The sequence below is a fragment of the Halovibrio variabilis genome (genome assembly GCF_007991175.1).
GTDB classification, from domain to species: Bacteria; Pseudomonadota; Gammaproteobacteria; order Pseudomonadales; family Halomonadaceae; genus Vreelandella; species Vreelandella variabilis.
Window position 1 is genome coordinate 37,964 of sequence record NZ_BJXV01000001.1, and the last position, 13,557, is coordinate 51,520.

A 13,557-nucleotide genomic window follows, 5' to 3' on the forward strand; every position below is an offset into this window, starting at 1 on the left:
TTATCCTGACGGTCTTTGTGTATCCCAGCGGGGCGTCTTTAGGCAGTTTGCCTTCCCCCGAGACGCCCTCAGGAGAGGCTTTTAGGAGAGAACCAGTGAGTGACGCCAAGCGCAGGACGGTCGGCCGTCCGGCGAATACTGCCAAAGCCAGTGGAGGGCACAGCCAATCCCTGGTACGTGGCTTAACGCTGCTGGAACACCTCGCGGCCAGCCCGCTGGGGCTGGCCCTTTCAGACGTGGCGGAGATGACCGAATTAGCGCCGTCTACGACCCACCGCCTGTTACAAGCCTTACAAAGCCAGGGCTTTGTGACCCAGGAAAACGAGCAGGGCCTGTGGCGAATCGATGTCAAAACCTTCCGTATCGGCAATAGCTTTCTTGAAGCCCGCGACGTCGTGGCGACCAGCCGGCCCTTTCTGCGCCGTTTGACCGCAGAAACCGGTGAAACCGCCAACCTGGGTATTCGCGATGAGGCCACGGCGGTGTTCTTGGCTCAGCACGAATCCCCACAGATGATGCGCATGATCACCCGGCTGGGCTCCCGCGCGCCGCTGCACGCCTCCGGCGTAGGCAAAGCACTGCTCGCGTGGATGCCCGATGACGAGCGTGCCCAGCTGCTAGCCAATCGTGAGCTAGTGCGGGTGACCGCCAATACGCTCTACCAGACCGATGCCGTGCAGGCTGAGATGGCGCAGATTCGCGCCCAGGGCTTCGCCTGCGACCGTGAAGAACATGCGGTCGGCCTGCACTGCGCGGCGGCCTGCGTGTTTGATGAACACGGCGCGCCGCTGGCAGCGATCTCGGTGTCAGGCCCGATGGCCCGTATCCCGGAAGCCCGCCTGCTGACGTTGGGGGCGCTGGTTCGCCAGACCGCCGCCGAGATTACCCAGCAGTTGGGTGGGCAGTTGCCGCGCTAACGGGCGCGGCTAACGCTATGCTAAGCCTGTTTTGGGTCGCCTTGGTCAGCGCCACGTTATTGCCGGGTGGTTCGGAAGTATGGCTGGCGCGGCTGTGGTGCGTTGGCGAATCGCCGCTGGCGCTTTGGTGGGTAGCCACGCTGGGCAATACATTGGGTAGCATGATCAACGTTGCGTTAGGCCGCTACGCACGCCAGTTTCAAGACCGCCGCTGGTTCCCCGCCTCGCCACGTGGCCTGGCCCGAGCGGAAGGCTGGTACCATCGTTTTGGCGAGCTAAGCTTGTTGATATCCTGGGCGCCGGTGATTGGCGACCCGCTTACCGTGCTGGCCGGTGTGTTTCGGCTGCCCTGGTGGCGAGCGCTGGCATGGATTTTGGTCGCCAAAGGCACTCGCTACGCGGTGGTATTGCTGCTCGCGCATTATTGGCTGGCGCCGCTGTGTCAGTGAAGCGCCATTAAGTCATGTTATCCTGTACAGCTTTGTATAAAGCAACGAGCTATATTGGCAACATGGTCAAAAAATGGCCGGATAGAATCTAGTGGTGCAACAACATACGGCCGTTAGAGCGAACAAAATACCCACTAAAAAGGAGGTTCAGGTGTGAAGCCACTTCGTTTATTACCCTGGCTAGGTGTCTGGCTATTGGCCATGGTTGCCTTATTGGCCACGCCCGCAATGGCGCAGAGCACGTCAAGTGAATCGGCCAATGCCGATGGTGCGGCAGCGTCAGAAGCGGCGGCGCCGACGTCCTACCAAGCGTTGGCAGACCTCCTGGAAAACGAGCAGTCGCGACAGGAATTGATTGAGATGTTGCGCAATCAAGCCTCGTCGCTGCCCGGCGGTGTCGCCAGCTCGCCGGAAGCCGCCGCCCAGGGCAGCGATATCGCGCCGGAAGACGTGTCGCTGCCGCGTCAGTTGGCTGAGCTGACCAGTAGTGTGGTGAGCGACGTGGGTGGGCAGTTTGAGCAAGTGGTTGGCCTGGTAGGCGATCTGTTTGCAGGGCAAGAGGAAGACAGTGTCTTTGATATGGCCGCCTTCACCAGTGCGGCGATCAATCTGGGCATCGTGATTGTTGCGACCTTCGTTATTTTTGTGCTTTTCCGGCGAATTGCCAAACCGCTGTTTACTAAAATCAGCGGCTGGTCGTTAAATGGTCATAACCTGAACCCTGTGCTGCGCCTGATTGTCTGTGTGGCGATTGCGGCGGTTATTGATGTACTGCTGGTTAGTTTGTCCTATGTGGGCGGTAATCTGGTGGCGACGTTTGCGGTCGGTGAAACCGGTGAGCTGTCGACCCGCGCCTCGCTGTTTTTAAATGCGTTCTTAATTATTGAGCTGCTTAAAGCGGGTGTGCGGATGTTGTTCTCTTCACGCTACGAAGGGCTGCGTCTGCTGCCCATTTCTGCCCAGGAAGCTTCCTACTGGAACCGCTGGTTAGCGCGTTTGCTTGGCATGGTGGGCTACGGGCTAATGGTCGTGGTGCCGCTGGTTAACTTCTATTTAGCCGCGTCGCTTGGCCAGGCGTTAGGCACGCTGATTATGCTGTTGGCGTTTATCTACGCGATGGTCGTGGTACTTAAAAACCGTAAACGCCTGCGCGATAATTTGAACGAGATGGCCGCCAAAACAACGCTAACGGCAAGCCGTGTTTCGCTGCAGCTATTTGCGCGTACCTGGCACCTGTTCGCGTTGCTGTATTTCTTGATCGTGTTTGTGTTGACCTTAACGCGCCCTGGCGACGCGCTGCCGTTTGTGCTGTTCGCCACCTTGAAGTCGTTGGGCGCGATTGTGGTGGGGCTGCTGGTGTCGGCCTTTCTTACCCAGACCATTGGCCGCCGCATTAAGCTTTCTGACGACCTGCGGCGCAAACTGCCGCTGCTTGAGAAACGCTTGAACAGCTATGTGCCCAATGCGCTAAGGGTGCTGCGTACGATTATTCTTATCGTGGTCATCATGGTGGTGCTAAATGCCTGGGGCGCCTTTGATCTAGCCGCTTGGTATGCGTCTGAAGGCGGCGCCAATCTGATCGGCAACCTTTCCAGTGTGACGGTGATCTTGATTGTATCGCTCGCCGTCTGGCTGGGTCTGGCGAGCCTGATTGAGCACAAGCTCAATCCGGAAACCGGTTACGGCGAACCGTCGGCCCGGGCAAAAACCCTGCTTAGCCTGTTCCGCAATGCGCTGGCCATTGCCATGGTAATGATTACCGGCATGATTGTACTGTCGGAAATAGGCATCAATATCGGCCCGCTAATTGCCGGTGCAGGTGTGCTGGGTCTGGCGATTGGTTTCGGCGCCCAAAAGCTGGTGCAAGACGTAATCACCGGGGTGTTTATCCAGGTAGAAAATGCCATGAACACCGGCGATGTGGTCACCGTCGGTGGCATAACGGGTACCGCCGAGCGGCTGAGTATCCGCTCGGTGGGTATTCGTGACTTATCGGGGACTTACCATATCGTGCCGTTCTCCAGTGTCGACACGGTGTCCAACTACATGCGCGAGTTTGGTAACCACGTCGGCGAATACGGCATTGCCTATCGTGAGAGTATCGATGACGCCATTGAGCAGCTCAAAGTGGCGTTTGAGGATCTCAAGGCCAGCGAAGAGCACGGCCCCAAGCTGCTCGAAGACCTTACCGTTGCCGGGGTGGTGGCCTTAGCGGATAGCTCGGTCAATATCCGTGTGGTCATCAAAACCACGCCAGGCGACCAGTGGAGTGTGGGGCGCGCCTACAACCGCTTCGTCAAGATGCGTTTCGACGAAGCCGGTATCGAAATACCCTTCCCGCATACCACGCTTTACTTTGGCGAAAACAAGGACGGTAGCGCACCGCCCGCTAACGTGCGCGTTATCGACTCTATCGCCGAGGAAAAAGGCGCTAAGCCAACGCATCCGGCAGACCCGGAAGGTGAGCAGGTGCCCGCCTCCCATCAGGATGTGCAGCAAACGTCGGACACCGATCATATCAAGCCCGACCACGATGACGTCGACGCCCCTGAAGGGCGCTAAACGCCGCATCGTCTAAGCAAAAGGGGCTGCCTATCGGGCAGCCCCTTTTGTTGGCTGAGCGCTAACGTGACTGCGTGTTAACCGGGTAGTTTTCCGAGTGGCGGCCTTCTACATTGATCGACTCACCGCCATCGACAAACAGAATCTGCCCGGCGACAAAGTCGTTGTGGAGCAGATAGTGCAAGGCCTGCACCAGATGGTCGGGGTTGCCTTGATGCTTGACGGGAATGCCGTCGATGCGCCAGTCAATATAGTCGCTTGAGCGTTGGGAGGCAGGCAGCACCACGCCAGGGGCAATGCCGTTGATCCGAATGCGCGGGGCGAACTCCAGCGCTGCCATGCGGGTCATCTCTGCTAAGCTATTTTTTGACAGTAGATACGCCGCGTAAGGGTATTGGTGATAGGCCACTTTGTTATCAATAATATTGATTACCTGGCCTGCTTGGACGGTTTGGGCGAAGTAGCGCGTAAGCAGCAGCGGAGTAAACAGATTGACCCGGAACTGGGTCTCCAGCATTGCAAGTTCGGTCGCGCCAATCGGCGCCGGTTCATAGGCAGACGCGCTATTAAGCAGTAGTTTAAGGCCCGGGAAGCGCTGCTTTACCGCGTTAAGCAACTCGCTGAGTTCGGTGTTTAGTTCATCGCTTAAAAAATCACAGTAAAATATTTCACACTCCCGCCCTTGAGCACGAATGCTGCGAGCGACGTCTTCCGCCTCATCCCGGGAGCGATTAGCGTGCAGGGCAATGTCGTAACCCGCTTCGGCCAAAGCTTCCGCAAAGTAGCGTCCTAGGCGGGTGGCACCGCCGGTAATCAATGCTGCGTGTTGGTGCATACAACGTTTCCTGTGCATTGTTGGCATGGTGAGACTTTCTGCGTGAGCGTAGCGTTTGTCAATGTCTTGTACATGAATTGCACGCAGGGTTAGCATTGAATCTAATTTGCACCGCCACAATCGGGCGTGCGCTTGCCAGCGCCACATTGCACAGGATGTCGCTATGCCACCAATGACGTTGTCTTCCGAGCAGAACGCTTCTCGTCATGAGTGTTTAATCTCACTGGGGAGTAATATCGATCCTGACCACTATTTCGTTCAAGCACTGACCATTCTCAGTGATGAATGCGAGTTGCTGGCGCGGTCAAAAGCGATTCGCACAACGCCGGTGGGTTACCAGCAGCAGCCCGACTTCCTTAACGCGGCGCTGCTGGTAATCACTTCCCTGGAGTTTGAAGCGTTCCGCGGCTACCTCAAGGAAGTGGAGGACCGTTTAGGCCGCGTGCGGGGGGCGATTAAATCAGGGCCACGCACCATGGACCTGGATATTGTGGCCTGGGATGGCGAAGTGGTCGATGATGGCTACTACCAGTACGATTATGTGAAAAAGCCCGTCGACGAAGTATTGGTTAGCAGTGGCCGCCACCTTGAGCCGCAAAAATGCTTATGATTTTTGCCCGCCTGCCGATAGTACATCTATAGCCCGGTGCGTGTGGGCTGGCTGAATCAGCCTGGAGGCGCGCGGTGCTCAGTCTCAATACCAATCTAATCTCCCTCAGTGTGCAGCAGAACCTGCGCAGCAGTCAGCAAGCCATGCAGACCGCCATGCAGCGGCTGTCTTCCGGTATGCGCATCAACAGCGCCAAGGACGACCCCGCCGGTCAGGCGATTGCCAATCGTATGACGTCACAAATTAAAGGCATGACCCAGGCGATCCGCAACACCAACGATGGCATCTCCATGGTGCAGACAGCGGAAGGCTCGCTCAATCAGATTAACGACAACCTACAACGCATCCGTGAGCTGAGCGTTCAGGCGGCTAACGGCACCAACTCCTCTAACGACCTTGCTTCTATCCAAGCGGAGATTGGTCAGCGTATGGAAGAAATTGACCGCGTGGCAGGGCAGAGTAACTTCAACGGTATCGGGCTAATCAACGAGACCAAGTCGCTGAACATTCAGGTTGGCGCTAACGCGGGTGATCGCATTGCCGTGCGTTTTGAAGCCATGAATTTACAGGCGCTGGGGCTGGAAAACTTAAGCGTATTGGACGACGGCGGGCCGGGAACCCTTATCAATAGTGCGGATGAGGCCATTAAGCGGTTGGATCGCCAGCGCAGCTACATGGGCGCCGTGCAGAATCGCTTCGAGAGTGTGATTGATGGCCTCAATAACAGTATTGTCAACACCTCCGCCGCCCGTTCGCGTATCCAAGACGCCGACTATGCTCGGGAAGTCTCTAACCTTATGCGCGGGCAAATTCTGCAGCAGGCGGGTATCGCTATGTTGGCCCAGGCCAACCAGCAGCCGCAGATGATTTTGCGGTTGCTGGAAGGGCTATAGGGCTAAGGTCTATTAGAGAATAACGCGCTCAGTCAATAATGCCCTGTTCGCGGGCCATGGCGTAAGCCGCCTGAGGGCCATTCCATAGCGACGGCAGCAGGATGAATGACACCGGAATTGCGGTAATCACGATAAACTGCTGCAGCGCCGAGATTTGCCCAGCGCCCATATAGAGCAGCACCGCCGCCATAACGGCCATGGCGATACCCCAAAAGGCGCGCATGTAAGGGCTGGGGTTATCGTGGCCTGCGCCGACGACGGCAATGGCGTAGCTCATGGAGTCGCCGGTGGTAGCGACGAAAATCGTGGTCAGTAGCAAAATGGCCAGCGCCATCACGGTGCCGCCGGGCAGCGCCTGAGCAACCGTCAACGTGGCGACATCAAACTGGAAGTTATTCAGCGCCTCGGTGAGATCAATCACCCCGTTCAGCTGATAGTAAATGCCCGAGCCGCCGAGCAGGGTAAACCACACGGTGGTCGCGATAGGCGCCAGAATCGCAACCGCGATGATCATTTCGCGGATGCTGCGGCCACGCGATATCCGCGCTACAAAAATCGCCATCAGCGGTGCATAGCCGATAAACCAGGCAAAGAAAAACACCGTCCACCACTGCATCCACCAGGCGGGGGCGGTTTCGGCGGTCATGGTCGCCATGGTGAAGAACTCGCTGACATAAGCGCCCATACCGGAAAGATAGCTATTGACTAAAAACAGCGTTGGACCAAACACAATAATGACCGCCCCGATAGCCATCGCCAGCAGTACGTTAAAGCGGCTGAGTAGTTGAATACCTTTGTGCACACCGCTCATAGCAGACAGCACGTAGATGCTGCCTAATACCGCCAGAATGATCAGTTGACCGGTATAACCCTCAGGCAGGCCCACCAGCTCATGTAGGCCGAAGCTGACCTGGGTGGCCAAAAAGCCAATTGGGCCAACGGTGCCAGCCACCAGGGCAATCACGCAGCAAGCATCAACCAAGCTGCCTAATGGGCCGCGCATTAGCCGTTCGCCGAAAATCGGGTAAAGCAGCGTGCGCGGCTGTAGCGGCTGGCCTTTTACGTAGTGGGCGTGCGCCAGCACCACGGCGGTCAAAGAACCCAGCACGGCCCAAGCCATAAAGCCCCAGTGCATAAAGGATTGCCCCAAGGCGCCGGAGACAGCGTCAGCGGTGCCTGCTTCGCTATCAAAGGCGGGCGGCGTGACCACAAAGTGGTACACCGGCTCGCCAGCGGCAAAAAAGACCCCACCACCTGCGAGCAGCGTGCACAAAATGATCGAGAGCCACTTAAACGTGCTCATTTCCGGTGCGTCTAAGTTGCCGATTTTGGCTTTTGCCGCTGGGGTCATGGCCAAACCAATGGCGATAAAAAAGGTAAGCAGGAGCAGTAGTTGAAAGTAGCTGCCTAAGGCGCGCGCGGTCCAAGCGAAGCCTGCGCTGATGTTATCAGCCACCAGAGCGACATCGTAAAGCGACAGCGCCAAGAAGGCGACGATAAAGCCGATGCTCAAGATCAGCACGATAGGATCGCCAAGCGAAAACCGCTTGGCACCCTCGGCACTGGGGCCGGGTTGGGTCATGATAAATACCTTGTGGGGAGGAGGAAAATGAAAGTAACAGCCTATCAAAGCGGGGCGTTAAGCGGTTTAACGGCCAAGTAGCCGCAGAGGATTCTGCGTCTACTGGCAGGGCTATCGGTCTATTTTAGGGTAACGCGCTCAGTCAATAATGCCCTGTTCGCGGGCCATGGCGTAGGCCGCTTTGGGACCATCCCATAGCGAGGGCAGCAGGATGAACGACACGGGGATGGCGGTAATCACAATAAACTGCTGCAGCGCCGAGATTTGCCCAGCGCCCATATAGAGCAGCACCGCCGCCATAACGGCCATGGCGATACCCCAAAAGGCCCGCATGTAAGGGTTAGGATTATCGTGGCCTGCGCCGACGACGGCAATGGCGTAGCTCATGGAGTCGCCGGTGGTAGCGACAAAGATCGTCGTCAGCACTAAGATGGCCAACGTCATCCAGGCGCCGCCCGGCAATGCCTGAGCAACCGTCAACGTGGCAACATCAAACTGGAAGTTATTCAGCGCCGCGGTGAGATCAATCACCCCGTTCAGCTGATAGTAAATGCCTGAGCCGCCCAGCAGGGTAAACCACACGGTGGTGGCAATCGGGGCCAGAACCGCCACCGCGATGATCATCTCGCGGATACTGCGACCGCGGGAAATGCGCGCTACAAAAATCGCTACCAGCGGGCCAAAGCCAATAAACCAGGCAAAGAAGAACACCGTCCACCACTGCATCCACCAGGCGGGCGCGGTTTCGGCGGTGATGGTTGCCATGGGGAAGAACTCGCTCATATAGACCCCCATGCTGGAAAGGTAGCTATTGACTAAAAATAGCGTCGGGCCAAACACGATAATCACGGCACCCACTGCCAGGGCCAGGAACACATTGAAACGGCTAAGCAGTTGCATGCCCTTATGCACGCCGCTCATGGCTGAAAGCACGTACATACTGGCTAATACCGCGAGTATGACCAATTTGCTGGTGTAGCTGTTGGCCAGACCAAACACCTCATGCAGGCCGAAACTTACCTGAGTCGCTAAAAAGCCAATGGGCCCCACCGTACCGGCGACAACGGCTATAACACAGCAGGCATCAATGACCCCGCCCAGGGGGCCACGCATTAGCCGCTCTCCCAATAAAGGATAGAGCAGCGTGCGTGGTTGTAATGGCTGGCCTTTTACATAGTGGGCGTGGGCAAGCACGATAGCCGTTAGCGATCCGAGTACCGCCCAGCCAATGAAGCCCCAATGCATAAACGACTGTGCTAGGGCGTTGGAGACGGCTTCCACCGTGCCTGCCTCACTGCTAAAAGCGGGCGGCGTGACGATGAAATGATAGACCGGCTCGCCAGCGGCAAAAAAGACCCCGCCGCCTGCCAGCAGCGTGCACAAAATGATCGAGAGCCACTTAAACGTGCTCATTTCTGGTGCATCTAAGTTGCCGATTTTGGCTTTTGCGGCGGGGGTGACCGCCAAGCCGATGGCAATAAAGAAAGTGAGCAGGAGCAGCAGCTGAAAATAGCTACCCAACGCTAACGCCGTCCAGGCAAACCCTTTGCTGATCGACTCAGCGACGAAGGTGACGTCGTAAAATGATAGCGCCAGGAAGGCAACGATAAAGCCGATGCTCAAGATTAAAACAATAGGATCGCCTAGCGAAAGCCGCCCGGAACCATCAATGTTGGGGGCTTCGCCTTTGGGGGCGGGGTGATTCATGTTGAATACCTTGTAGGGGCAGGGCCAGCTTAAACCGCAGCCTATCAACGCCGCTTGCTGATCGGCGTGGTGCTGATTAAGGTGCCAAATAGCAGATAAAAAAAAGCGCCATTCAGAGAATGGCGCAAGGACAGGAAACTGAGTTCAGTATATCGCCTTTTTAGACTAACGTCTAATGTGATTTATTTTGGTGCGCTAGAAAAGCCCAATCGCACTATTGTGGCGCATTGAAAGGCCATCGCTTGCCGCAGGTGGTTAACAACAAATTGATAATTAACGATAAAAATTAATCTGGCAATATTGCTGCAATTGGTAAGGCATATTTTGTATACAAGGTAGGTTGACCATGATGACGCCCGATTCTTTACGCATAGCTGCTCCGCGCCTGCTCGCTGGCTGCGCGGCGGCTTTGTTGTTGCTACCCGCCATGGGTCATGCCGACGATACTCAGATACGCTTTCAGCTGGACTGGCGTTTTGAAGGCCCCTCCGCGCCGTTTTTAATGGCCGCAGAGAAAGGCTACTTCGCCGACGAAGGGCTGGACGTTCAGATTGACTCCGGCAGCGGCTCGGCAGGGGCGATTAATCGCGTTGCCTCGGGCGCCTATGAAATGGGCTTTGGCGATCTTAATGCACTGGTCGAGTTTCTCGCTGAAAACCCCGATGGCCCCGGTATTCAAGGCGTCTATATCGTCTATGACGGCACGCCCGCCGCGGTGTTTGCCCGCAAGGACCGCGGGATCGAAAGCCCGGCGGATTTGGCCGGTAAAACCATCGCTGCCCCCACCTTCGATACCGGCTACCGTGCCTGGGGCGTGTTTGCCGCTGCCAATGATCTGGACGCCGACGCGGTGGAATGGCAAAACGTCGACCCCACCCTGCGTGAAACCCTGCTGACCCGTGGCGATGTGGATGCGATTACCGGCTTCTACTTCACCAGCTTGCTCAACCTTGAAGAGCGCGGCATGAGTGAAGAGGACCTGACGATTATGCCCTTCCCTGACTACGGCGTACCGCTATACGGTAACGCCATCATCGCCAGCGAATCCTTCGCCGAGGCTAATCCAGACGCCGTGAAAGGCTTTCTGCGCGCCTTCAACCGTGCCCTGGGTGAAACCATTGCCGACCCTGAAGCGGCCGTTGAGTACGTTAAAAACCGTGACGGCCTGATTGATGTGGAGATGGAGACACGGCGCCTAAAACTGGCTATTGATGGCGTCGTCGACACTCCCGAAGTGCGCGAAAATGGCGTAGGTGGCGTGGATGACCAACGCCTGGCACAGTCGATTCAGCTGGTCGCCGATGCCTATGAGCTTGAGTCAATTCCAACGCCAGATCAGGTGTTTAATTCAAGTTACTTACCCACCCAGGAAGAGCGCATGCTGTTTTCGGCCGAGGGCGAATAAGTATGTCGGCAGCGTTCGTTACCTTTGATGACGTCAGCCTTGCCTATGACCAATCGGGCAATGCCATTGAAGATATTAACTTGAGCATCCACGAGGGTGAGTTCGTCGCCTTCGTGGGCCCTTCCGGCTGCGGCAAGTCGACCTTTATGAAGCTCTGCACTGGGCTGCATGCGCCCACCACCGGGTCGATTCAGGTGGATGGCGAGCCGGTTGCCGGGCCGCTAAAGATATCGGGCATGGCATTTCAAAACGCCAACCTGCTGCCCTGGCGCACCACCCTGGATAATGTCTTACTGCCGTTGGAGATCGTCAAACCCTACCGCCATCAGTTTCGTAAGCGGCGCGACGAGTTTGTCGGCTGGGCGCGCAAATTGCTCAAGACCGTGGGGCTTGAGGGCTACGAAGACCAATATCCTTGGCAGCTTTCCGGCGGTATGCAGCAGCGCGCCTCGATCTGCCGGGCGCTTATTCATCAGCCGCGCCTGCTGATGCTCGATGAACCCTTTGGCGCGCTGGATGCGTTTACCCGCGAAGAGCTGTGGTGCGTGCTGCGCGATTTGTGGGAAGCGCAGCGTTTTACGGTGGTGTTAGTCACCCACGACCTGCGCGAGGCGGCGTTTTTGGCGGATACCGTCTACATCATGAGCCGCCGCCCTGGCCGGGTGATTGAACGACGCCAAATCGAGCTGCCGCGCCCACGGGCGCTGGAAACCACCTACCAAAAACCCTTTATTGATCTGGTGCAGGAACTGCGCGCTCAGATTGGTGACGTACGTAGCACTTGATACCCGCACTTCATGGTTATTCATCAGCCTATGTGGGTTTACTATCATGTAGCTATTATGCCGACTATAAAGCTGGCAGCCTAAATGGTCGCGAGCTAAAGCTACCTCCCACCGGAGCTGTTATCAGGCTGGCAGAGCCAATTCCACTCTTAGTAACAAGAAACCTACTTAATATCAGTACAAAATAAAAGGCACATTTATGGCACAGAATACCCCGTTAATTGAACGACTGGCGCCCTGGATCGCTGTGGTTGTACTGGTTGTCATTTGGGAAGTCACGGTGCGTTTGTTTGATGTGCCCAGCTTTATCTTCCCTAGTGCCCTGGAGACGGCCCAGGCGCTGGTGACGTATTCCGGGCCTATCGCTATGCACTCCTGGCAAACCTTCTGGACCACGCTGATTGGCTTTGGCATGGGCGTTGCTGTGGGGCTGGTGTTGGGCTTTATCATTGGCTCGTCGCGCTTTCTGTATAACGCCTGCTACCCGCTGTTAGTGGGCTTTAATGCGATTCCTAAAGTGGCGTTTGTGCCGATCTTAGTGGTCTGGTTTGGCATTGGCTCGGTGCCGGCCATTCTCACTGCGTTCTTGATCTGCTTTTTCCCCATAGTGGTCAACGTGGCGACCGGTTTAGCCACCCTGGAACCCGAGATGGAAGACGTGCTGCGCGTATTGGGCGCGCGGCGTATGGATGTGTTGCTGAAAGTGGGCCTGCCGCGCTCGCTGCCGTACTTTTTTGCCTCGCTGAAAGTCGCCATTACGCTGGCCTTTGTGGGCACGGTGGTGTCAGAAACCGTGGCGTCTAATCAGGGCATTGGCTACCTGATGATGAGCGCCGGTTCGCAAATGCGCATGGGGCTGGTATTTGCCGGGCTGCTGGTGATCAGCGCGATGGCGATGGTGATGTACGAGCTGTTTGCGGTATTAGAAAAGCGCATGACCGGCTGGGCGCACCGCGGTCAGAATCGCTAGGTTTACCAACGATAAAGCAAGGACGCGCTGGTGGTGGTGTCGGTACGCTCGCGGGTGTCGTCGGGCGGTTGGGAGTTGTGTTTGATCTCGTGGGATAAGCGCAACGACAGCTTCGAGTTAAGCTGGGCGGTGAGCGCCGTTAGCGCGCGCGAGGTGGTGTTCTGATCGGTATACTCCACCGACATCTCCTGCTGAATATCGGCGTAGTCAGAAAAAACCCAATGGTAATCCAGCGCCGTATAGGCCACCGCCAGGCGGTAATCATCGTGATCGCGCAGTCGGTCGTCACGGTAGCCGGGGCCTGCTTCTAGCGACAACGTATGAATATCACCGTCTAAAATCTGCCGCCCGTAGCCGCCAATCGCTGAAAGCTGCTGATCGTAGCCGGCAAAGCGGTCTTTCTCCCAGCGGGCAAACCCAAACAGATAGTGCGGACCATCTAGCTCATAGCGCTCGCGCCCGGAAAGTAAGTATTGCTCGGCGCTGGTTTCGCCGTTTTTGCTGACGTTGCGTACTTCACCGCGCAGCGAATAGGTGAATTTGCCGGTCAACCATGTCAGTCGCGTTTTACCAATCAGCGTTTGGCTATCGGTGTTGCCGGTTAAATGGGTAAAGCCGAGCTCGGCATTGCCACTGAACACGGGCGCATCATCAGGCGGTGGGGGCGGGCCATAAAATGGGTTGGCATAAGCGGCCGCTATCCATAGCGGCCCGCAGGCTAGCACGAGCGTCCACCGAACGATGGCTACAATGATTGCCACAACATCCCTCCTTGAGTAAGGCATTCGGTCATTATATCAGCGAACGTTGACACCAAGTGACAACGATTAACGGGGTTTGCT

Annotated in this window: 12 protein-coding genes; 8 read left to right on the forward strand and 4 right to left on the reverse strand. The window is 56.6% G+C overall.

The annotated features are described in order from the left end of the window. Positions 1 to 95: 95 nt before the first annotated feature. The 3 genes from HVA01_RS00175 (at position 96) to ybiO (ending at position 3,928) form a co-directional block, all read left to right on the forward strand. A complete protein-coding gene (locus tag HVA01_RS00175; protein ID WP_146872455.1) occupies positions 96 to 917 on the forward strand; it encodes an IclR family transcriptional regulator in 822 nt (273 codons plus the stop codon). 17 nt (positions 918 to 934) lie between these two features. Next, on the forward strand, positions 935 to 1,366 hold the full coding sequence (locus HVA01_RS00180) for a YqaA family protein (RefSeq protein ID WP_146872456.1): 432 nt from the start codon (positions 935 to 937) through the stop codon (positions 1,364 to 1,366). Positions 1,367 to 1,519: 153 nt separating this feature from the next. Continuing rightward, entirely contained in the window at positions 1,520 to 3,928 is a 2,409-nt protein-coding gene (ybiO, locus tag HVA01_RS00185; protein WP_146872457.1) for a mechanosensitive channel protein, read from the forward strand. A gap of 61 nt (positions 3,929 to 3,989) precedes the next feature. Here ybiO and HVA01_RS00190 read toward each other — a convergent pair whose 3' ends face one another. After that, positions 3,990 to 4,763: an SDR family oxidoreductase gene (locus HVA01_RS00190; RefSeq protein WP_146872458.1), complete on the reverse strand. Its 774-nt coding sequence runs from the start codon at positions 4,761 to 4,763 to the stop codon at positions 3,990 to 3,992. Between the two features lie 163 nt (positions 4,764 to 4,926). Between HVA01_RS00190 and folK the strand changes: the two genes are divergently transcribed. Beyond that, entirely contained in the window at positions 4,927 to 5,373 is a 447-nt protein-coding gene (folK, locus tag HVA01_RS00195) for a 2-amino-4-hydroxy-6-hydroxymethyldihydropteridine diphosphokinase (RefSeq protein ID WP_146872459.1), read from the forward strand. A gap of 74 nt (positions 5,374 to 5,447) precedes the next feature. After that, entirely contained in the window at positions 5,448 to 6,266 is an 819-nt protein-coding gene (locus tag HVA01_RS00200; protein ID WP_146872460.1) for a flagellin N-terminal helical domain-containing protein, read from the forward strand. A gap of 28 nt (positions 6,267 to 6,294) precedes the next feature. On the opposite strand, the gene HVA01_RS00205 is transcribed toward HVA01_RS00200, so the two are convergent. Beyond that, a complete protein-coding gene (locus tag HVA01_RS00205) occupies positions 6,295 to 7,848 on the reverse strand; it encodes a BCCT family transporter (protein ID WP_146872461.1) in 1,554 nt (517 codons plus the stop codon). Positions 7,849 to 7,986: 138 nt separating this feature from the next. Continuing rightward, entirely contained in the window at positions 7,987 to 9,555 is a 1,569-nt protein-coding gene (locus tag HVA01_RS00210) for a BCCT family transporter (protein ID WP_146872462.1), read from the reverse strand. A 346-nt stretch (positions 9,556 to 9,901) separates the two neighbouring features. Between HVA01_RS00210 and HVA01_RS00215 the strand changes: the two genes are divergently transcribed. The 3 genes from HVA01_RS00215 to HVA01_RS00225 all read left to right on the forward strand — a co-directional run bounded on the left by HVA01_RS00215 (position 9,902) and on the right by HVA01_RS00225 (position 12,715). Then, complete coding sequence (locus HVA01_RS00215) at positions 9,902 to 10,960, forward strand: ABC transporter substrate-binding protein (RefSeq protein ID WP_146872463.1); 1,059 nt, start codon at positions 9,902 to 9,904, stop codon at positions 10,958 to 10,960. A gap of 2 nt (positions 10,961 to 10,962) precedes the next feature. Further along, positions 10,963 to 11,745 carry an ABC transporter ATP-binding protein gene (locus HVA01_RS00220; protein WP_146872464.1) on the forward strand — a complete coding sequence of 261 codons (783 nt, stop codon included), beginning with the start codon at positions 10,963 to 10,965 and terminating at the stop codon, positions 11,743 to 11,745. A 199-nt stretch (positions 11,746 to 11,944) separates the two neighbouring features. Continuing rightward, on the forward strand, positions 11,945 to 12,715 hold the full coding sequence (locus HVA01_RS00225) for an ABC transporter permease (RefSeq protein ID WP_146872465.1): 771 nt from the start codon (positions 11,945 to 11,947) through the stop codon (positions 12,713 to 12,715). 2 nt (positions 12,716 to 12,717) lie between these two features. Here HVA01_RS00225 and HVA01_RS00230 read toward each other — a convergent pair whose 3' ends face one another. After that, positions 12,718 to 13,500 (reverse strand): DUF481 domain-containing protein, encoded by a 783-nt coding sequence (locus tag HVA01_RS00230; protein ID WP_146872466.1) that lies wholly within the window; start codon positions 13,498 to 13,500, stop codon positions 12,718 to 12,720. Positions 13,501 to 13,557: the final 57 nt, after the last annotated feature.

Bases quoted from the DNA above. Each gene is read 5' to 3' on its own strand.
- HVA01_RS00180 (WP_146872456.1), top strand. From the start codon at position 935: ATGCTAAGCCTGTTTTGGGTCGCCTTGGTCAGCGCCACGTTATTGCCG.
- HVA01_RS00190 (WP_146872458.1), bottom strand. From the start codon at position 4,763: ATGCACCAACACGCAGCATTGATTACCGGCGGTGCCACCCGCCTAGGA.
- folK (WP_146872459.1), top strand. From the start codon at position 4,927: ATGCCACCAATGACGTTGTCTTCCGAGCAGAACGCTTCTCGTCATGAG.
- HVA01_RS00205 (WP_146872461.1), bottom strand. From the start codon at position 7,848: ATGACCCAACCCGGCCCCAGTGCCGAGGGTGCCAAGCGGTTTTCGCTT.
- HVA01_RS00210 (WP_146872462.1), bottom strand. From the start codon at position 9,555: ATGAATCACCCCGCCCCCAAAGGCGAAGCCCCCAACATTGATGGTTCC.
- HVA01_RS00215 (WP_146872463.1), top strand. From the start codon at position 9,902: ATGATGACGCCCGATTCTTTACGCATAGCTGCTCCGCGCCTGCTCGCT.
- HVA01_RS00220 (WP_146872464.1), top strand. From the start codon at position 10,963: ATGTCGGCAGCGTTCGTTACCTTTGATGACGTCAGCCTTGCCTATGAC.
- HVA01_RS00225 (WP_146872465.1), top strand. From the start codon at position 11,945: ATGGCACAGAATACCCCGTTAATTGAACGACTGGCGCCCTGGATCGCT.
- HVA01_RS00230 (WP_146872466.1), bottom strand. From the start codon at position 13,500: ATGCCTTACTCAAGGAGGGATGTTGTGGCAATCATTGTAGCCATCGTT.